Genomic DNA, 19,076 nt, shown 5'->3' with positions numbered 1-19,076 from the left:
ACGACCTGGAGATCCTGCGATGACGCACGACAGTGCTGATGCCGAAGCCCTCAACGCGACCGTCCGTTACACCATGTGGACCGTCTTCGCGCTCGAGGAGGTGCTGCCGCAGAGCGACCGCGACCGCGGCGACCTCATCGACGACGCGCTGAGCGCGGTGGCCGACGACGGCCTGGTGATCCGCGGCTGGTACGACGTGGGCGGGCTGCGGGCCGACGCCGACCTCATGGTCTGGTGGCACGCCGAGACCGTCGAGGAGGTGCAGGGCGCCTACCAGCGGTTCCGGGCCAGCGACCTCGGCCGCCACCTGCTGCCCGTGTGGTCCGTGGTCGGGCTGCACCGCCCCGCCGAGTTCAACCGGTCCCACGTCCCGGCGTTCCTGGCGGGCGAGCCGGCCGGCGACTACCTGTGCGTCTACCCGTTCGTGCGGTCCTACGACTGGTACGTGCTGCCCGAGGACGACCGGCGACGCATGCTCGTCGAGCACGGCCAGGCCGCCCGCGGCTACGCGGACGTCCGCGCCAACACCGTGTCCGCGTTCGCGCTGGGCGACTACGAGTGGATCCTCGCGTTCGAGGCGCCGGAGCTGCACCGGATCGTCGACCTCATGCGCGACCTGCGTGCCACCGACGCCCGCCGGCACGTGCGCGAGGAGGTCCCGTTCTACACGGGCCCGCGTGTCACGCTCCAGGCCTGGGCGGACCGGCAGCCGCGCGGCTGAGCCGGTCCTCGCGCGGGGGCGCCCACGCCCTGCGGCGGTGCCATGATCGGGTCATGGTCGAGCTCGCGGGGACATGGCGGTTCACGGCGGTGCAGGGTGCGGACGTCACGGCGGGGCTGCGCTCGGCGCCCTTCCTGACGTTCGACGGCGACGGGCAGGTGTACGGCGACGCCGGGGTCAACCGCGTGCGCGGCACGTGGGAGCTGGCCGGTAGGCGCCTCGTCTTCGGGCCGATGGTCTCGACGATGATGGCCGGCCCGCCCGAGGCGACGACCTGCGAGCAGCGGATCCTGCGCCTGCTCGCCGACCCGGTCGAGGTCATCGCCCCCGACGGCGACACCATCGAGCTGGACGGCTCGGGCGGCGCGGCGACCCTGGTCCGCGACGCGACGATGGGCCGGGATCCCGTCTAGCGCCGCGGCGCGACGAGGTGCACGAGGCACCACCCGACGAACAGACCGATGAGCACCGCGAACGTCCAGGTCGGCCCGTTCCCGAGCATGGGTTCCGTCGTGCAGGTCGCCGTCTGGTCGGGACCGTCCGCAGCGGCAGCGCAGCTGCCGGTACGCACGACGAACAGCAGCGCGATCACGAGGCCGGCGACGACCGCCGCCCCGAGCCAACCCCAGCGTCCGGACATCCCCGAACGCTAGAGCACGGGCGCGCCAGCGGGGCAGCACCCGTTCGGGGTGCGGCTAGGGGCGTGCGGTCGTCTGCGCGCCGACCGGCGCCACGACGGCCGGCCAGCGGGCGGCGACGGCCTCGATCGTGTGCTGGCGGGTGGCGAGGTCGAAGGCGGTGCCGGTGAGCATGAGCTCGTCGGCCTGCGTGCGGTCCACCAGTGCGGCCAGCTCGTCGACGGCGCGGTCGGCCGTCGTCGCGATCTGCGTGCCGGGGAACTTCTCGAAGAACTCCGCCGCCTGGACGGTGTCGATCTCGCCCAGCACCGCGGCGGCGTCGTCGGGGGAGACGATCGGGCCGAGCGGGCGGCCGGACCGCAGGGACAGCGCCATCACGCGGCTGGGGCCGGCGAGGTAGAGCGCCTCCTCGTCGGACCCGGCCACGAGGACCGACGCCGAGACCATGAGGTGCGGGCTGTCGAGGACGGCCGACGGCCGGAACGAGGTGCGGTAGGCGTCGGCGGCCTGGAGCGTGAGCCCGGTGTTGAAGTGGTTCGCGTACGAGAACGGCAGGCCGAGCTGGCCGGCCAGCTGGGCGCTGAACAGCGACGAGCCGAGCAGCCAGACCTCGGGGGCCGAGGTCGCGGCGGGCGTCGCGGAGAGACGGGAAGCCCGTAGCGAACCGGCGTGACCGGTCACCGGGACGCCGAGCAGGACGAGCACGTCGATGAGCTCGGCCGGGAAGTCGTCGGCACCCAGTCCGTCCACCGTGCGACGCAGAGCGGCGGCCGTCATCGGGTCGGCGCCGGGTGCACGGCCGATGCCGAGGTCGACCCGGCCGGGGTGCAGCGCCTCGAGCATCGCGAACTGCTCCGCCACCACCAGCGACGGGTGGTTGGGCAGCATGACCCCGCCGGACCCGACGCGGATGCGGTCGGTGGAGGCCGCCAGGTGCGCGAGCAGCACGCCCGGCGAGGTGGACGCGACGGCCGCCATGGAGTGGTGCTCGGCCACCCAGAACCGCAGGTAGCCGGCCTCCTCGGCCGTGCGGGCCAGGGCCGTCGACGCGGCGAGGGCGTCGCCGGAGGACTGGCCGACCGAGACGGGGGCGGTGTCGAGGACGGAGAGAGGCACGGGAGTCACGTCGAGTCGTAACGCTCGGCGCGCCTCGGGTACTCCCTCAGGGGTAGAGGCCCCGGATCTGGTGCGCCTCCGCGACCCGTCGGACCCCGATCGTCAGCGCCGCGTCGCGCAGCGAGATCGACTCAGCCTGCGCGAGCGCGGCGACGGCCCGGTGGGCCGTGATCATCCGGTGCTCCAGACGGTCCTCGATCTCGCGCTCCGTCCACCAGTACGCCTGGTTGGCCTGCACCCACTCGAAGTAGGACACGACGACGCCGCCGGCGTTGGCCAGGATGTCGGGCACGACGACGACGCCGCGCTCGCCGAGGATGCGATCGCCCTCGCTGGTGGTCGGCCCGTTGGCGCCCTCGACCACCCAGCGCGCCTTGACGTTGACCGCGGTCTCGGCGTCCAGGACGCCCTCGACCGCCGCCGGGACGAGCACGTCGACGTCGAGGGCCAGGAGCTCGGTGTTGTCGATGGGGTCGCCGCCGTCGAAGCCGACGACGTGGCCGGTCAGCTCGACGTGCCGGAACAGCTTCGCGATGTCGAGGCCGTCGCTGCGGAACACCCCGCCGGTCTCGTCGGACACGGCGACCACCCGCGTCCCGGCGTCGTGCAGGAACCGGGCCGCGTGCGACCCGACCTTGCCGAAGCCCTGGACGGCCGCGCTGACCTCGCTGAGCTGGACGCCGGCGTCCCCGAGCGCCGCGGCCGCGGCGTGCACCACGCCGCGGGAGGTGGCCGTGGCCCGACCGAGCGAGCCGCCGACGGCCACGGGCTTGCCGGTGGTGACGCCCGGGATCGTGTAGCCCTGGCTCACCGAGTAGGTGTCCATCACCCACGCCATGGTCTGCTCGTTGGTCCCGATGTCCGGCGCCATGATGTCGCGCTCCGGACCGATGATCGGCATGATCTCGCTGGTGTAGCGGCGCGTCACGCGTTCGAGCTCCTGCATCGAGTGCTGCCGCGGGTCGATGGTCACGCCGCCCTTGGCGCCGCCGTACGGCACGTCCACCACCGCGCACTTCCACGTCATCCACATGGCCAGCGCGCGGACCTCGTCGATGTCGACCGAGGAGGAGTACCGCAGCCCGCCCTTGCCCGGCCCCCGGGAGATGTTGTGCTGGACGCGGTACCCCATGAACAGCTCGACCTCACCGTCGTCGCGCCGCAGCGGCACCGCCACGTTCATCTCGCGGCGCGGCGTGGCCAGCATCTGGTGCAGGCCCTCGCCGTAGCCGAGGATCTCGACCGCGGACGCGAGCTGCGCCTTGGCGGTGTCGAGCGGGCTGGCGGGTGCTGGGGTGTCTGTGAGGTCCGTCACGTGGGACACCTTGTCATCTCACGCCGCGCGCGCACGGGACGCCCGAGGGGCGAGCCGCCGGCGTCCACGCTACGGGCTCACTGATCTGGCCCTCCGGCTGCCGAGGGCAGAGACTGGGCGGATTCCCGACGAAGGAGCGGCATGTCGCAGGACGTCACGCACGATGCGGTCCGGCTCGCCCGCGAGTGGCTCACGGCGACCGCGCAGGGGCAGTCGGCCCACGAGCGCAAGACGACCGAGCGGCTCGCGGCACTCGTCGCCGATCCGCAGGGGCTCGAGCTCGCCGTGCGGTTCGTCGACCGGGTGGCCCGGCCGCAGGACGTCCGCGTGGCGGCGCGCGAGCTGGCCGAGCTCTCGGCCTCCTCCGCCGGGTTCCTGGGCCGCGCCGACAAGGCGTTGCTGGGGATCGGGTCACGCATCGGGCCGAGGATGCCGTCCGTCGTCGTCCCCGCGGCGCGCGAGCGGCTGCGGTCGCTGGTGGGCCATCTGGTCGCCGACGACGGTCCGGGGCTGGCCAAGCACCTCGCCCGGACGCGTGCCGACGGCTTCCGCCTCAACCTGAACCTGTTGGGGGAGGCGGTGCTCGGCGAGCGCGAGGCGGTCGCCCGGCTCGCCCGGGTGACGGCGCTCGTCGAGCGACCGGACGTCGACTACGTGTCGGTGAAGGTCTCCGCGGTGGCCAGCCAGCTCTCGACCTGGGACACCGAGGGGTCCGTGGCGCGGGTGGTCGAGCGGCTGCGACCGTTGTACCTCTCGGCCGCCCGGAGCGGGACGTTCCTCAACCTCGACATGGAGGAGTACCGAGACCTCGCGCTGACGGTCCGGGTGTTCGAGCGGCTCGCGTCCGACCCCGAGCTCGCGGACGCGCCGATGGGGATCGTGCTGCAGGCCTACCTGCCCGACGCGTCCGACGCGCTCGACGAGCTCACGTCCGTCGCAGGGGGCCGGTCCGGGGACGCCCGCCTCAAGGTGCGGCTGGTCAAGGGTGCCAACCTCGCGATGGAGCAGGTGGAGTCCGAGCTGCACGGCTGGCCGCAGGCGCCGTACACGACGAAGGCCGAGGTCGACGCCGCCTACCTCCGGCTGGTCGACCGGGCCCTGTCGCCGGAGCGGACCCGGCACCTGCGGGTGGGCGTCGCCAGCCACAACCTGTTCCACGTCGCCGCCGCGCACCTGATCGCGCAGGAGCGCGGGATCGGCGAGGCGCTCGACGTCGAGATGCTGCAGGGCATGGCCCCCGCGCAGGCCAGGGCCGTGCGCGACACGGTCGGCTCGGTCCTGCTCTACACGCCCGTGGTCGCGCGGGGCGACTTCGACGTCGCCATCGCCTACCTGGTGCGTCGGCTCGAGGAGAACGCCGCGAGCCAGAACTTCCTGCACGCGTTGTTCGCCGACGAGGCCGCGATGGACGCCCAGGAGGCCGCCTTCGTCGTCGCGTACCGGGACCGGCTCCTTCCGTCGATCGAGGCGCGCCGGGTGGCCCGACCGCCGCTGGACTTCTCCGACGCCTTCGCGAACACGTCGGACACCGACCCCGCGGCCGCCCTGGCGCGGGCGTGGGCGCGGGGCATCGTCGAGCGCGAGATCGAGCCGCCGCCGGGGGCGGTGGTCGTCTCGACCGTCGAGGAGGTCGACGCGCTCGTCGCACGCGCGGTCGCGACGGCTCCGGCGTGGGCGTCGGTGTCTCCCGCCGACCGCGCGAAGGCGCTGCTCCGGGTCGCCGAGTCGCTGGAGGAGGCCCGCGCCGACCTCGTCGCCGCGATGGTCCACGAGGCCGGCAAGACCGTGGCCGAGGCCGACCCGGAGGTCAGCGAGGCGGTCGACTTCGCGCGCTACTACGCGGACTCCGCGGCCGCTCTCGCCCAGGTCCGCGGGGCGGTGCACACGCCGGTCGGCATCTCCGTCGTGACCCCGCCCTGGAACTTCCCGGTGGCGATCCCGGTCGGCTCCGTCCTCGCCTCGCTGGCCGCGGGAAGCCCGGTGCTGGTCAAGCCCGCGCCGCAGACGCCGCTGTGCGGGCAGGTGGCGATGGCCGCGATCCAGCGCGGGCTGGACGCGCCCGGCGCGCTGACCGTGGTGCTCAGCCCGGAGGGGGAGGTCGGCCGGCACCTGGTCACCCACCCCTCGGTGGCCCGCGTCCTGCTGACGGGCTCGATCGAGACCGCCCGCCTGTTCGCCGGATGGCGCCCGTCGCTCGACGTGCTCGCCGAGACCTCGGGCAAGAACGCGTTGGTCATCACGCCGTCCGCGGACGTCGACCTGGCCGTGGCCGACCTCGTGCGGTCCGCGTTCGGGCACGCCGGTCAGAAGTGCTCGGCCGCGTCGCTGGCGATCCTCGTCGGCACCGCCGGCCGCTCGGACCGCCTGCGCCGTCAGCTCGCGGACGCGGTCTCGTCGTTGCGCGTCGGCCCGTCGACCGACCTGGGGAACCTGGTGGGCCCCATGACCGAACCGGCGAGCGGCAAGCTGCTGCGCGCGCTGACGACGCTGGACGAGGGGGAGTCCTGGCTCATCAAGCCCCGCCGCCTGGACGACGAGGGCCGGCTCTGGTCGCCGGGCGTGAAGTTCGGCGTCCGGAGCGGTTCCTGGTTCCACACCACCGAGTGCTTCGGGCCGGTGCTCGGGATCATGTTCGTCGAGACCCTGGACGCCGCCATCGATGCCCAGAACGCCGTCCCGTTCGGCCTCACGGGCGGGCTGCACTCGCTCGAGGAGGCCGAGATCACGCGCTGGCTGGACCGCGTCCAGGTGGGCAACGCGTACATCAACCGGCACATCACGGGCGCGATCGTGCGCCGCCAGCCCTTCGGCGGCTGGAAGGCCTCGACCGTCGGGCCCGGCGCCAAGGCGGGTGGGCCGGCGTACGTCGCGCAGATCGGGGCATGGTCCGACGGGCCCGACGTCCCCACGCCCGAGGACGCGTGGCTCGCCTGGGCGGCGGCCGACGACGACCGGGTCTGGGCGTCCGACTTCTCGCTCGGACACGACCCGTCCGCCCTGCGCGTCGAGGCGAACATCCTGCGCTACCGACCCGTCCCGCTGCTGACCGTCCGGGTCGGCGACGGCGCGCGGGCGTCGCACGTCGCGAGGGTCCGGCACGCGGCCGCGACCGCGGGCGTGCGCGTCACCGTCAGCACGATCCAGACCGAGCCGCACGAGCGGTTCGCCGCTCGCGTCCGCGACGGGTGGGTCACGGGCCGCGTCCGCGTGGTCGGTGACGCACCGGGCCTGCGGGAGGCCGCCGTGACGCGTCTGGGGGAGGTGACGGTGCTGGACGCCCCGGTCGTGGCCAGCGCCGCCCGCGAGCTCCTGACGGTCGTCCGTGAACAGTCCGTCAGCCGCACCCTGCACCGCTTCGGCCACGTTCCGCCGTCGACCGAGAGCGCCTGAGCGAGTCCGCCCCAGGTCCACGACGTGTGCGTTGCGCGCGTGAACGACCCGCGCAACGGCACGCTCGGGCCTACGCCGAGGCGCGGATGACCAGCTCCGGGGCGAAGATCAGGGGCTCGGTCGGGGGTGCGCCGTTCAGCTGGGCGAGCAGGCGGGCGCCTGCGGCGCGGGCCATGGCGACGACAGGCTGGATCACGCTGGTCAGCGGCGGGACGGTCGACGCGGCGACGCCGAGGTTGTCGTAGCCGACGACGGCGACGTCCCCGGGCACCTCCTTGCCCTGCTCCGCCAGCACGCCGAGCGCGCCGGCGGCCATGAGGTCGGAGGCGATGAACAGGGCGTCGATGTCGGGGAACCGGGCGAGGATCTCGCGTGCGGCGGCCGTGCCGGATGCCAGCGTGAAGTCGCCGTACGCGATCGCGTCGTCGGCCATCCCGGCCGCCGCCATGGCGCTGCGCCAGCCGGCCAGACGGTCGATCCCGCCTGACATGTCCTGGGGGCCGGCGATGGTGCCGATGCGTTTGTAGCCGCGCTCGATGAGGTGCTGCGTGGCGATCCGGCCACCCTCGACGTTGTCCGTGTCGACGTACTGGACGCCACGGTCGTCGGCGGACAGCGGCCGGCCGACGAACACGTTGGGCACGCGGGACGCCTGCAGCGCGCGATCGAGCTCGTCGTTGCGGTGGTGCGACACCACGATCGCGCCGTCGACGTGCCCGTTGCGCAGGTACCGCACGGTGCGTTCGGACTCGCCGGGTCGGGCGATGACCAGGACCACCTGGACGTCGGAGTCGGCCAGCGACGTGCTCAGGCCGTTCAGGGTGCCGGCGAAGAACGGGTCCGACAGGACGCGCTCGTCGGGCTCGGGCACCACCAGGGCGATCGAGTCGGTGCGTCGGGTGACCAGCGACCGGGCTGCACGGTTGGGCGTGTAGCCGAGGTCGGCGACGGCCAGCTCGACCGAGGCCTGCGCCTCGGGGGACACCCGCAGGCCCCCGTTGATGGCGCGCGACGCCGTCGAGCGAGACACCCCTGCGCGCTCCGCCACCTGCTCGAGCGTGGGCGCCGGAGGGCGCCCGTCCTCGATCTGTTGCGTCACGTTCTCGACCACCGTTGGTCTTCCCTCCTTTGGCTGCGTGAGCAGCGACGGCGTTGCCCGGCCAACGCGCGGGACCAGTGTTCCGGGTCGTCGCGTCAGCCTGTCACGGATGCTCAGCCCGTGACCGTCAACCCTTGACGGCGCCCTGCATGATTCCGGCGACGAGCTGACGGCCGGCCACGACGAACAGGATCAGGAGCGGGATCACCGACAGGACGACGCCGGCCATGATCAACGACATGTCCTTGAAGTAGGTCGCCTGCAGCTGTTGCAGGGCGATCGGCAAGGTCGGGTTGGTACCGCCCAGGATGATGAACGGCCAGAAGTAGTTGGTCCAGGACGCCACGAACGTGAAGAGCGCGAGCATCGTGGCCGCGGGCCGCGCAGCAGGCAGGGCGATGCTCCAGAACGTCCGGATCATGGAGGCGCCGTCCACGCGGGAGGCCTCGATGAGCTCGTACGGCAGCGCCTGCTCGAGGTACTGGGTCATCCAGAACACCCCGAACGCGGTGACCAGGCCCGGCACGATGACCGCCTGGATCTGGCCGATCCAGTGCAGCTGCTTCATGACGAGGAACAGCGGCACGACGCCGAGCTGCGTGGGGACGGCCGTGGTCGCGATGACGAACACCAGCAGCGGCCCGCGACCGCGGAACCGGAGCTTGGCGAACGAGAACCCGGCGAGCGTCGAGAACAGGACCACCGACAGCGACGTGACGACGGCGATGATCACCGAGTTGGTGACGGCCTTCCAGAACGCGACGCCCGAGTTGAGCACCCGGTTGACGTTCTCGAAGAAGTGCCCACCCGGGATGAGCGACGGGATCGGGTGCCGCGCGATGTCCGGTGCCGTCGACGACGCCAGCAGGAACGCGTAGTACAGCGGGTAGAACGCGATGAGCACCACGATGGTGAGCAGCACGTACGTGACCCATCGCGGCCGGCGCTGCGTGCCGCCCGGTTCCGGCGTGCGGCCCCGCTTGCGGGCCGCGCTGCGTGCGGCGCCCTTGCCGGCGAACTGCTCGATCGAGGCGACCGACGGCGTACCGCCCATCTCGCCACCCTGTCCGGCGCTCAGGATGCTCATGCCCGGACCTTCTTCCGCTTCTTGCCGCCCTGCTGCTCCGAGGAGATCCGGCGGGTGATGAGGTAGTTGACGATGCCGATGGCGACGATGATCAGGAACAGCAACCAGGCCACCGCGGCGGCGCGACCGAAGTTCTTCTGCGCCCAGCCCAGCTGGTAGATGTAGTTGGTCAGCGTCAGGTACTGCTGGTCGGAGCCGCCGCGCCCGAACTGGTCGAACATGCGGGGCTCGTCGAAGATCTGCAGGCCGCCGATGGTCGACGTGATGATCACGAAGATGATCGCGGGGCGCAGCATCGGGATGGTGACCGAGAAGAACTGCCGCACGCGGTTCGCGCCGTCGATCAGCGCGGCCTCGTAGATGTCCCGCGGGATGGCCTGCATGGCCGCGAGCAGGATGAGGGTGTTGTAGCCGGTCCACCGGAAGTTGACCATGGTCGCGATCGCGATGTGGCTGGCCAGCACCTGCGAGTGCCAGCGCACGGTGGGGATGCCGAGGTCACGCAGGATCTGGTTGATGACGCCCGACTGGTCGGCGAACATCTGCCCGAAGATCAGGGCGACGGCGACCGGTGCGACCACGTAGGGGACCAGGACGCCCATGCGCCAGAAGGTCTTGGCCCGCAGGTTCGCATCGAGGAGCGCGGCGATGACGAGGGCCATCGCGATCTGCGGGATCGAGCTCAGCAGGAAGATCGACAGGGTGTTGCGGACGGCCTTCCAGAAGATCTGCTGCTGCAGGACCGTCGTGAAGTTCTGGAGCCCGACGTAGTCGCCCTGGCCCTTGATGAGGCCCCACTCGTGCACCGAGACGAACCCGGTGTACAGGAGCGGGAACAGGCCGGTGACGATGAAGAGCAGGAAGAACGGAGAGATGTACAGGTAGGGCGAGACCTTGACGTCCCAGCGCCCGATCCTCTGCGAGAAGCCGGCGCGGCGCGGTGTCCGGAGCTTCGCATCTCCGGCCGGGGACCCCTGCAGCTGCGGGGTTCGGGTGCTGGTCATGGCGGGTCCTTCAGGTGCTGGGGTGTGTCGAGCAGGACGACGGTGGCACACCGGGGCCGGGCGGGGTAGGCCCACGCCCGGCCCCGGTGCTCACGAGTCGTCAGCCGAGGTCGTTGACCGCGGTCTCGAACTTGGCCCAGGACGAGGCGGCGTCATCGGTCTTGTCGACGTCGACCCGGGTGTAGGCGTCACTGAGAGCGGCGCTGATCGGGAAGTAGTTCTCGCCGCGGAACGGCTGCTTCGAGATCGGGGCGAACCGGTTGGAGAAGATCTTCCCGGTCGGAGCGCCACCGAAGTAGGCGTCCGTCTTGCCGGTCACGGAAGCGTCCGTGGTGGCCTTGGTCTGGCTCGGGAAGTTACCGAACTGGACGAACACCTTCGCGGCCTGCGCCGGGTCGGTCAGCCATGCGGCCAGGTCGGTCGCGGCCTGGACGTTCTTGCCACCCTTGGGAACCAGGAGGAAGGAGCCGCCCCAGTTGCTGGCGCCACCGGGCATGACGTCCGCGACGTCCCAGTTGGTCTGGTCGGGCGCGTTGCCGGCGATGATCTGCGTCATCCACGGCGGGCAGAGCTGCGTGGCCCAGCCGTCGGTCTTGAACGCGTCGGTCCAGTCCTGCGACCACTGGCCGAGGTGCGCCGACTCGGCGAGGACCTCGGGGCTGGTGAGCTGGTCGTAGACGGCCTTGGCCTTGGAGTCGTCGTTGAGCACGGTGATGTCACCGGTCTTCGGGTCCTCGTACGGGGCCGCGAGCTGGTTGATCATGCCCTGCGACAGCGCGCCGATGGAGTCGAACCAGGCAGCGCCCGTGTTCTTCGCCATGAACTGCTGGCCGACCTTGAAGTAGTTGTCCCAGTCGCCGGTCAGCAGCTTGGCGACGGACTCGCGGTCGCTCGGCAGGCCGGCCTTGTCGAACAGGTCCTTGCGGTAGCAGATGGCCTCGGGACCGGAGTCGGTGCCGTAGCCGATCAGCTTGCCGTCGCCGTCCGTGGCCATGTCCGTCTTCCACGTGGGCCAGCGGTCCTTGACGGAGTCGGAACCGAGGTCCGCGAAGAAGCTGGAGGACGAGATGAGCTCGGGCATCCAGTCGCCGTCGGCGGCCACGATGTCGTCGGTCACCGTGTCGGTGGCGATCGAGTTCTCGACGGCGGCACGGGCGTTGTCCGACGTGTCAGCCTTGTCGCTGACGATCTTCACGTTCGGGTGCAGCTTCATGTACTCCGTGTACAGGTCGGCGTACCCGAACTCGTTGAACGTCGCCACCTTGAGGGTGACGGGCGCGTCCGACGATGCGGACGACGACGAGTTGTCGCTGCTGCCGCCGCCGGAGGAACACGCCGAGGCGAGCAGGGTGATGCTGGCGACACCCGCAGCTGCCGCCCACATCTTGCTAGAGGTCTTGCGCACAATGACTCCCTTGTCAGTCGGACGGCGTCCTCGCCGTAACCCGAGGGCTCCCGTGGTCGCGCCACGCCGCGGTGCGTGGTCGGACCCCGGGTGGGCCTGGTGGACCCGGCGTGGTCACGCTCCCATCCGCAGAGTGCGGGAGCGTTCCCACGCGTTGCGGAGAACTGTCGTCGGAGGCCCACCGGGTGTCAAGCAGCCGGACGTGTCGTGATGCCGTGGTAGCGATCCCACGCTTGTAGACGTGCAGGTCAGAGGATCTTTACCGCGAAGGACGCGTTACCGAATCGTTACGGGCCTGACGGGCCGTTTGTGACCTGGTGAACCCGATCGTGGGAGCGTGGTCACGCCCGCCTCACGCGTGGTCGGCGATCCATCGGCGCGCCACGTCCTGCTCCACCTCGAGCGCGGCCCGCACAGCACCGGCCGTCGCGTTCTCGATCGCGGCGCCGAACAGCGGGACGGTCGAGCGAAGCTCGCCGTCGTAGCTGACGATGCTCGCGTCGGGCCCGGCGGGCACCAGCCGGGTGCGTCCGCTGAGCCGGACCGGAGCCCCCACGATGTCCAGCGCCACGGTGCCGATCCGCGAGCCGTCCGACTCCGGCGCCTCCCAGGCCTCCACCTGTCGGACGTCGATGCTGCTGCCGACGAAGCTGCGCAGGTGCGAGGGGATCGTGTCGGTCGGCAGCGACCGTCGGGTGGTGACCGTGAACGCCGCCTCGGGCGACCCGGTGATGTCGACGTGCTGCTCGAGCGCGCCGCTCGCCCGGACCTTCGCGTGCACGTACTCCGGATCGCTCAGCAGGCGGGCCACGTGATGGGCTCCGGTCGGCAGGTCCAGGGTCACGTTCAGTCGCACGGGAGATCCTTCTGATGCGTGGTGGTCGTTCGAGGGTAGCCGAGTCCCGTCCGGCGTCCGGGTCCGGGGCGGACCTCGCGCCACCTACCCTTGTCCCGTGTCCACACTGAGCACCCTCGTCGCTCGTCACGCGGCGCTCGACGGCCCTGACCTCGAGTGGCTGCACCTCCTGGTGGGCGACTGGCAGGTGCTCTCGGACCTCGCGTTCGCGGACCTCGTGCTCTGGCTGCCCACCGCCGACGGCGACTTCATCGCCGTCGCCCAGTGCCGTCCCTCCACCGGCGCCACCGTGCACTACGACGACGTCGTCGGGTCCTCGGCGCCCGAGGGTCAGCGCCCGCAGCTGCAGCGGTCTCTCGACGAGCGCGCCGCGCAGCGCTCGCGCGAGCCCCGCTGGTTCGGCTCGTACGCGGTGCGCGAGGAGGCCGTCCCGGTGGTGCGCAACGGCCGGCCGATCGCCGTCCTCGCCCGCCAGACCAACCTCGGTGGCGCGCGCACCCCCAGCCGCCTCGAGCTCAACTACGTCGAGGCCGCCGACGACATCTTCGCGATGGTCGGCCGCGGGGAGTTTCCCGCGCCGGACGCGCCCACCGGCCCGCGCCGCGGCGCACCGCGCGTCGGCGACGGGCTCGTGCGGCTCAACTCCGAGGGCGAGGTGCTCTACGCCAGCCCGAACGCGCTGTCCTGCTTCCACCGGCTCGGCGTCGTGGGGGACCTGGTCGGCCGCTCGCTGGTGGAGGTGACCGCGGACCTCATCTCCCAGGAGGACACGGTCGACGAGTCGATGCCGCTGGTCCTCATGGGCCGCGCGCCGTGGCGGGTCGACGTGGAGTCGCGGGGCGTCGCCCTGTCGCTGCGCTCCGTCCCGTTGACCGAGCACGCCCAGCGCGTCGGCGCCGTGCTCCTGTGCCGTGACGTGTCCGAGCTGCGGCGGCGCGAGCGCGAGCTCATCACCAAGGACGCCACGATCCGCGAGATCCACCACCGCGTGAAGAACAACCTGCAGACCGTGGCGGCGCTCCTGCGGCTGCAGTCGCGGCGGATGAGCAGCCCCGAGGCGCGCGAGGCGCTGGGCGAGGCCATGCGCCGCGTCGCGACGATCGCCCTCGTGCACGAGACCCTGTCGCAGACGCTCGACGAGTCGGTGCCGTTCGACGATCTGGTCGGCCGCAGCCTGCGCCTCGCCGCCGACGTCGCCACCGAGGGTGCCCACGTCCGGACCACCGTGCGGGGCTCGTTCGGGTCGATCCCGGCGGAGGACGCCACGGCCCTCGCGCTCATCCTCACCGAGCTGGTCACCAACGCCGTCGAGCACGGGTTCGAGGGCCGCGAGTCGGGGACCGTCGAGGTGATCGTGGACCGGCAGGACGACGTCATCCGCGTCGAGGTGGCCGACGACGGCTCCGGCCTGCCCCCTGACCGCGCGGACGGCGCCGGCTCCGGGCTGGGCACGCAGATCGTCTCGACCCTGGTCACCAACGAGATGCGCGGCACCATCGCGTGGTCGAGCCGCGAGGGCGGCGGGACGTCGGTCGTCATCGAGGCGCGGTTGCGGGCCCCCCGCGACGCGGGCTCGCTCATCTAGTTAGTCGTTGCCGCCCGCGACGCGGGCACGCTCATCCAGTCGTCGCGTCCCGCCAGGCGCGCGCTGACGTGGGTTCGTTCACCAGTCGTCGCGTCCCGAGGCGCGCGCATACGGCCCGGTCGGGCAGGTGCGGTGGGCGGCGGGTCGCAGCGGCGAGCCGGGTCGGGCCGGTACGTGCAGGTTGCGGACGCACGAACGCCGCGCACCCGTGGGGTACGCGGCGTTCGGAGTCGCTCGAGGTCAGCCGGCGCGGCGCTGGCGCGCGGTGCGGCGCTTGAGCGCACGGCGCTCGTCCTCGGACAGGCCGCCCCAGACGCCCGCGTCCTGGCCGGTCTCGATCGCCCACTTCAGGCAGGTGTCGACGACGGGGCAACGGCGGCAGACGCCCTTGGCCTCCTCGATCTGCAGCAGGGCGGGTCCGGTGTTCCCGATCGGGAAGAACAGCTCGGGGTCCTCGTCGAGACACGCCGCGCGGTGGCGCCAATCCATGAGTTCTCTCCTAGGCACGCGTCGGTCCGGCGCCCGGGGTCTGGGCGCGCGGGACACAACACGAAATCGGGGGGTGGTTGCCGGGGGGCTTGTGGTGCTCTCACAAGGGTCACATCCGTCCGGCGTCCGCACAAGGGGTTACGGGAAGGTTTCATGTCGGTAACGACTGAGGCGTTCGTCACACCTGTCCCGAGACCGTGGGTGAGCCACGTCACGGCGTCGTCGCAGGTCGGAGGCTATGTAGGACGTATGTCCAGGTCAGAAGCCCGGTCTGACCTCCCCGTTCGCAACACCTGGTGTTCTGAGACGCCTCGGCGACGTGGTATCGCGGAGCGGGAGACCGGCGCCCCGATACGCGGTGGCATGTCCGACCGTCCGCCGCGACGAGCTGCTGCCCCGGCAGTCTCTAGGCTCGTCGCGTGACCGGAACCCGACCGCCCGTGCTGCTCGTCGTCTGCTGCCTGATCGTCCTGGAGGCTGCGGCGTTCGCCGGGCTGGGGCTCGCGCTGGCGGCGGAGCTCCTGCGCGGGCGGGCGTCGATGCCCGGTGCGACGGCATTCCTCACCGTGTGCGCGCTCGGTGTCGCCGGGCTCCTCGGCCTGTGCGCGCGTGGGCTGTGGAACCGGCGCCGCTGGGCCCGCTCCCCGGTCATCATGTGGCAGATCCTGCTCGTGTGCCTCGCGGTGTTCGAGTTCGGCGCGCAGCCTGCGGCCGCGTCGGTCGTCATCGTGATCGCCGGTGCGATCGGGTGCGGGCTGCTGCTGCCGCCGGTCGTCCGCGCGACCACGCCCCCGCCGGAGCCTCAGTCGAGGTCGTAGACCTGCACGGGGATCACGTCGCGGCCGGTCACGAGCGCGCCGCGTCCGACCGTGCGCCGGCCCGGTTCCGCCAGCCAGCGGGCCCTGGGGCCGACGAGCTCGAGGGACGCCGCGTCGTGGAGATCGAGGACGAGGACGCGTCGGCCCCGCAGGAGCCCGGGCAGCGCGCCGCGGTAGGCGCCCGCCGCGGCCTGGGAGGTGCTGGTCGCGACGAGCCGCACCCCCGGGGCCGCGACGACGAGGTCCGGGTGCTCCCGCTCGAGCTCGTCGAGGTCGTCGACGAGCAACGTCACGGCACCGCCCACCTCGCCGACGCGGGTCGCCTCGATCCTTGGGAAGCCGCTCAGGACCGGCGCCGCCGAGCCGCTCGTCAGGCAGAGCACGGGGTGCCCCGCACGGACCAGGCCGTGCCCGATGACGGCGAGCGCCGTGCTGCGACCCGAGCCCGGCGGACCCGCGACGAGCAGACCCCGAGACACCTCGACGCCGACCGGCGACGCGTCGTCGCCACCCGGCCCGAGCGGCACCTGCCACGAGCCCGGAACGCCTGAGCTCGCGGGTGCCCGGCGAGCCGTCCGGGGCAGCCGACGCACGCGGACGACCGACGGGTCGGGCGCTGCCGGCGGATCCACCGGTTCGGGCGGCAGCGCGACCTGGACGAGCTGCGGGCCGGCGGGGCCCAGATGGATGGCGCGTCCGGGCGTCGCGCGCGCGCCGGCGAAGGCCGGCGGCACACCGGCGAGCGAGTCGAGCAGGGGGTCGGCGACGGGGAGGACCAACCGGTCCCGGAACGCACCCGCGTGCTGCGCGGCCACGGCGCCGACGTCGGCCGTCGCCGCGAGCGCCACGCCGCCGGCCGACCGACCACCCCGCCACAGCGCCGTCAGCCGGTCGGCGCCCGCACCACGCGCGACCTCACCGAGGGCAGCGAGCACCAGGTCGACGCGGTCCAGCAGGAGCAGGCCGCCGGCGCCGTCCAGGAGCTCGAGCAGGCGCGCCGTCTCCACGGCGTCGTCGACCGCCAGCGTGCTGCCGAGCATGCCGTGCGAGTCGCAGGCCCGCAGCCCGGCGATCGCCTCGTCAGACAGACCGACCGCGTGCACCCCGCGGCCCTGCGCGAGGGCACCCGACCCGACCGCGACCAGCGTCGTCGACCGGCCCGAGCGTGGTCCGCCGAGCACCAGCAGGTGCCCGGCCGCGGGATCCCAGCGGACGGACCCACGGCGCTGCTCGTCGGGCAGGTCCGCGACCGCGAGCGCCAGACCGGGACCGGCCCCGACCTCGTGCGAGGCGACGACGGCCGGCAAGGCGGGCAGCCACGGTCGACGCCGGACCGGCCGGCCTGCCGCGGCGCCGACCGCCGCGGCCACCCACGCGGGGACGGCGTCGGGGTCGCGGGCCGTGGTCGGCGGCGTCCACCGTGCCTCCGTCGAGCCCCATGGCGGCGCGAGCCGGACGGGCGGAACCGCCGGTTCGGTCGTGGCACGGGCCACCTGCACGGCCTCGAGCGCGCGCGAGCCTCGGCGCACCAGGGCGCGACCCGGGGTGCGCGGGTCGATCGCCGCGGCGTCTGGGGCGTCGAGGACGTCCGCCGAGTCCGCGGCGTCCGCGACCCGCAGGGCGACGCGCAGGCTGACGTTCGCGCGCAGGTCGGCGCCGATCGCGCCCGCCGGCCGCTGGGTGGCCAGCACGAGGTGCACACCGAGCGCCCGCCCCTGCGCCGCGAGCCGGGCCAGCGCGGCGGCGGCCTCGGGGACGTCCTCGGTGAGCGCCCGCAGCTCGTCCACCACGACGAGCAGTCGCGCGGGCGTGTCCGGTGCAGCCGGGTCGAGCTCGTCGAGGTCGCGCGCCCGGGCGGCCACGAGCACTCGTTCGCGGCGGCGGAGCTCGGCCCTCAGCCCGCTGAGCACCCGGGTGGCGTGCGCCGCGTCGAGGTCGGTGACGTGCTCGAGCACGTGCGGCAGGCCGGCGACCGCGCCGAGCCCGGTGCCGCCCTTGAAGTCGACCAGCAGGATCGAGAGACGGTCCGGCGGGTGCGTCAGGGCGAGCGCCAGCACGATCGTGGTCAGGAGCTCGGACTTGCCCGCGCCCGTGGTGCCCGCGATCAGCGCGTGCGGTCCGTCGGCCACCAGGTCCACCGCCACCGGCCGGCCGGCGGAACCGGTGCCCAGCGCGACGACCAACCCGGGCCGCGGCAGGTCCCAGACCGCGGCGAGCGCGGCGGGCGCCGGAACCGGGATGCCCGGCTGAGCGCCGAGCGTGGCTCGCGCCGGCACGTCGGCGCCGCCCTCGAGCGCCGCCCGCAACCCCGCGGCCCGTCGCACCTGGGACTCGGCCGTGGGGACGCTGACGGCCCGCCGTGGCACGGGGGAGACCCGGCCGTCCGGGTCGTGCACCCGCACGGAGCCGCGCGACACCTCGATCCTGGACCGGCACCACGCCGGCACGTCGGCGGCGCTGGCCGCCAGGAGCACCACCCGCTGGCCGGCAGGTGCGGTCGACCTCCAGCGCGCCACGGCCGCGGGATCGGAGGGATCGTCGACGACGACGACCGACGGGAGGTCGTCGTCACCCGGGAGCTCGCCCGGCGACCGACCGGCCCAGACGCACCACGACCAGTCGTCCGGACGGCCGCTCCGCACGACCAGCGACCCGCGCAGGTGCGTGCCCAGCGCGGCGAGCACGACGCCCCTGGCCACGGGCAGCGCGAGTGCGCGCGGGCCGACGACCGCGACCGTGCCGCCGGGGTCCCAGGGGACCGACGCCTCGACCGGCTCGTCGTCCGGCCGCGCCCGGACGGTCGCAGCGACGAGGCCCGCGGGGTCCGTGATCGGGAGGACGGCCGGGCGCGGTCGCCGCCGACGCAGGCGCACGGCGCCCAGCTGACCGACCAGGCCGACGAGCGCGAGCAGCGGCTGGTGGACCGCGACGGCGAGCGCGGCCGACCCGATCAGCGGCGCCAGCCACGTCGCGACCGCCGGGCGCGCGGCCGCGGGCGTCGGAGCGTCGACCGCCGCAGGGGTGCGAGGACGCAGGGCATAGGTGACCGCGCCGACGGTTCGCTCGGCGCAGGCGCGCCAGCGACGCGAGCGGCGGCCGGTGCTGGCCCGGACCCGGTCGCCGCGACGCCGCACCGTGAACCCCGGCCCGATCGCCACGCGGACGCGATCGGGCAGCCCGACCAGGACGCCGCTGTCGGGTCCGGCGACCACCGCGACGTGCCAGTCGAGGCGGAGCGCCTCCTCGGCCGACGGACGCGCGACCGGCCCGAGGCTCAGGACGCACCCGTGCACGAGGGGCGGCTGGCCGGCCACGTGGGCCTCGTCGAGAACCTGGTCCGCGACGGCGAGCCGGTGCCCGGTCCCGGCCCAGGCGGGGTGCCCGCTGACACGGGCGAGCCCCGGCCGCAGGTCGGCCAGCACGGTGCCCGGCACGACGTCGACGTCGGTGGTGACGGTTCCGGCGCCGCGTTCGGGGTCGGGGTGGAGGAGGGTGACGCGCACCCGGCGACGATGCCCCGAACGCCGGGACGGTGGGCGCCCCTGAAGACGAC

At 73.2% G+C, this 19,076-nt stretch carries 15 protein-coding genes; 5 read left to right on the top strand and 10 right to left on the bottom strand.

The genetic code is table 11. The features are described from left to right. Positions 1-19 precede the first annotated feature (19 nt). Together hemQ and ACPPVS_RS13710 are read left to right on the top strand one after the other, a co-directional pair. Positions 20-721: a hydrogen peroxide-dependent heme synthase gene (hemQ, locus tag ACPPVS_RS13715; protein WP_426592809.1), complete on the top strand. Its 702-nt coding sequence runs from the start codon at positions 20-22 to the stop codon at positions 719-721. Positions 722-774: 53 nt separating this feature from the next. Then, positions 775-1,134 (top strand): META domain-containing protein, encoded by a 360-nt coding sequence (locus ACPPVS_RS13710; RefSeq protein WP_426592808.1) that lies wholly within the window; start codon positions 775-777, stop codon positions 1,132-1,134. Here the strand turns inward: ACPPVS_RS13710 and ACPPVS_RS13705 are convergent. The 3 genes from ACPPVS_RS13705 to ACPPVS_RS13695 are packed head-to-tail and all read right to left on the bottom strand — an operon-like array spanning position 1,131 to position 3,790. Beyond that, a complete protein-coding gene (locus tag ACPPVS_RS13705) occupies positions 1,131-1,361 on the bottom strand; it encodes a hypothetical protein (RefSeq protein WP_426592807.1) in 231 nt (76 codons plus the stop codon). The genes ACPPVS_RS13710 and ACPPVS_RS13705 overlap by 4 nt on opposite strands. 55 nt (positions 1,362-1,416) lie before the next feature. Beyond that, on the bottom strand, positions 1,417-2,475 hold the full coding sequence (locus tag ACPPVS_RS13700; RefSeq protein WP_426592806.1) for an LLM class flavin-dependent oxidoreductase: 1,059 nt from the start codon (positions 2,473-2,475) through the stop codon (positions 1,417-1,419). A gap of 46 nt (positions 2,476-2,521) precedes the next feature. Further along, positions 2,522-3,790 carry a Glu/Leu/Phe/Val family dehydrogenase gene (locus tag ACPPVS_RS13695; RefSeq protein ID WP_426592805.1) on the bottom strand — a complete coding sequence of 423 codons (1,269 nt, stop codon included), beginning with the start codon at positions 3,788-3,790 and terminating at the stop codon, positions 2,522-2,524. Positions 3,791-3,931: 141 nt separating this feature from the next. Here ACPPVS_RS13695 and ACPPVS_RS13690 point away from each other — a divergent pair, with 141 nt between their 5' ends. Then, positions 3,932-7,180 (top strand): bifunctional proline dehydrogenase/L-glutamate gamma-semialdehyde dehydrogenase, encoded by a 3,249-nt coding sequence (locus ACPPVS_RS13690; RefSeq protein WP_426592804.1) that lies wholly within the window; start codon positions 3,932-3,934, stop codon positions 7,178-7,180. 70 nt (positions 7,181-7,250) lie between these two features. On the opposite strand, the gene ACPPVS_RS13685 is transcribed toward ACPPVS_RS13690, so the two are convergent. From ACPPVS_RS13685 to ACPPVS_RS13665, 5 genes are all read right to left on the bottom strand, one after another. Next, entirely contained in the window at positions 7,251-8,279 is a 1,029-nt protein-coding gene (locus tag ACPPVS_RS13685) for a LacI family DNA-binding transcriptional regulator (protein WP_426592803.1), read from the bottom strand. A 127-nt stretch (positions 8,280-8,406) separates the two neighbouring features. After that, the gene (locus ACPPVS_RS13680; RefSeq protein ID WP_426592802.1) at positions 8,407-9,366 is read right to left on the bottom strand and encodes a carbohydrate ABC transporter permease; all 960 of its coding nucleotides are present in this window, start codon (positions 9,364-9,366) and stop codon (positions 8,407-8,409) included. Beyond that, positions 9,363-10,370: a carbohydrate ABC transporter permease gene (locus ACPPVS_RS13675; protein ID WP_426592801.1), complete on the bottom strand. Its 1,008-nt coding sequence runs from the start codon at positions 10,368-10,370 to the stop codon at positions 9,363-9,365. Before ACPPVS_RS13675 ends, ACPPVS_RS13680 begins: the two co-directional genes overlap by 4 nt. Positions 10,371-10,470: 100 nt before the next feature. Continuing rightward, complete coding sequence (locus ACPPVS_RS13670; RefSeq protein ID WP_426592800.1) at positions 10,471-11,775, bottom strand: ABC transporter substrate-binding protein; 1,305 nt, start codon at positions 11,773-11,775, stop codon at positions 10,471-10,473. A 352-nt stretch (positions 11,776-12,127) separates the two neighbouring features. Further along, entirely contained in the window at positions 12,128-12,631 is a 504-nt protein-coding gene (locus tag ACPPVS_RS13665; RefSeq protein WP_426592799.1) for a DUF2505 domain-containing protein, read from the bottom strand. 97 nt (positions 12,632-12,728) lie between these two features. Here ACPPVS_RS13665 and ACPPVS_RS13660 point away from each other — a divergent pair, with 97 nt between their 5' ends. Then, a complete protein-coding gene (locus tag ACPPVS_RS13660) occupies positions 12,729-14,216 on the top strand; it encodes a sensor histidine kinase (protein ID WP_426592798.1) in 1,488 nt (495 codons plus the stop codon). A gap of 240 nt (positions 14,217-14,456) precedes the next feature. Here the strand turns inward: ACPPVS_RS13660 and ACPPVS_RS13655 are convergent, their stop codons facing one another. Beyond that, a complete protein-coding gene (locus tag ACPPVS_RS13655) occupies positions 14,457-14,705 on the bottom strand; it encodes a WhiB family transcriptional regulator (protein ID WP_028044865.1) in 249 nt (82 codons plus the stop codon). A 419-nt stretch (positions 14,706-15,124) separates the two neighbouring features. On the opposite strand from ACPPVS_RS13655, the gene ACPPVS_RS13650 reads away from it, so the two are divergent. Then, positions 15,125-15,523: a hypothetical protein gene (locus ACPPVS_RS13650; RefSeq protein ID WP_426592797.1), complete on the top strand. Its 399-nt coding sequence runs from the start codon at positions 15,125-15,127 to the stop codon at positions 15,521-15,523. Here ACPPVS_RS13650 and ACPPVS_RS13645 read toward each other — a convergent pair. Beyond that, positions 15,508-19,026: an FtsK/SpoIIIE domain-containing protein gene (locus ACPPVS_RS13645; RefSeq protein WP_426592796.1), complete on the bottom strand. Its 3,519-nt coding sequence runs from the start codon at positions 19,024-19,026 to the stop codon at positions 15,508-15,510. The genes ACPPVS_RS13650 and ACPPVS_RS13645 overlap by 16 nt on opposite strands. Positions 19,027-19,076 lie beyond the last annotated feature (50 nt).

The organism is Cellulomonas sp. McL0617 (assembly GCF_049994875.1).
GTDB lineage: Bacteria > Actinomycetota > Actinomycetes > Actinomycetales > Cellulomonadaceae > Cellulomonas.
This window is presented reverse-complemented; position numbering and strand designations above follow the sequence as displayed.

Coding starts and splice junctions, on each gene's coding strand:
- hemQ (WP_426592809.1), top strand. CDS start 20: ATGACGCACGACAGTGCTGATGCCGAAGCCCTCAACGCGACCGTCCGT.
- ACPPVS_RS13710 (WP_426592808.1), top strand. CDS start 775: ATGGTCGAGCTCGCGGGGACATGGCGGTTCACGGCGGTGCAGGGTGCG.
- ACPPVS_RS13705 (WP_426592807.1), bottom strand. CDS start 1,361: ATGTCCGGACGCTGGGGTTGGCTCGGGGCGGCGGTCGTCGCCGGCCTC.
- ACPPVS_RS13690 (WP_426592804.1), top strand. CDS start 3,932: ATGTCGCAGGACGTCACGCACGATGCGGTCCGGCTCGCCCGCGAGTGG.
- ACPPVS_RS13680 (WP_426592802.1), bottom strand. CDS start 9,366: ATGAGCATCCTGAGCGCCGGACAGGGTGGCGAGATGGGCGGTACGCCG.
- ACPPVS_RS13675 (WP_426592801.1), bottom strand. CDS start 10,370: ATGACCAGCACCCGAACCCCGCAGCTGCAGGGGTCCCCGGCCGGAGAT.
- ACPPVS_RS13655 (WP_028044865.1), bottom strand. CDS start 14,705: ATGGATTGGCGCCACCGCGCGGCGTGTCTCGACGAGGACCCCGAGCTG.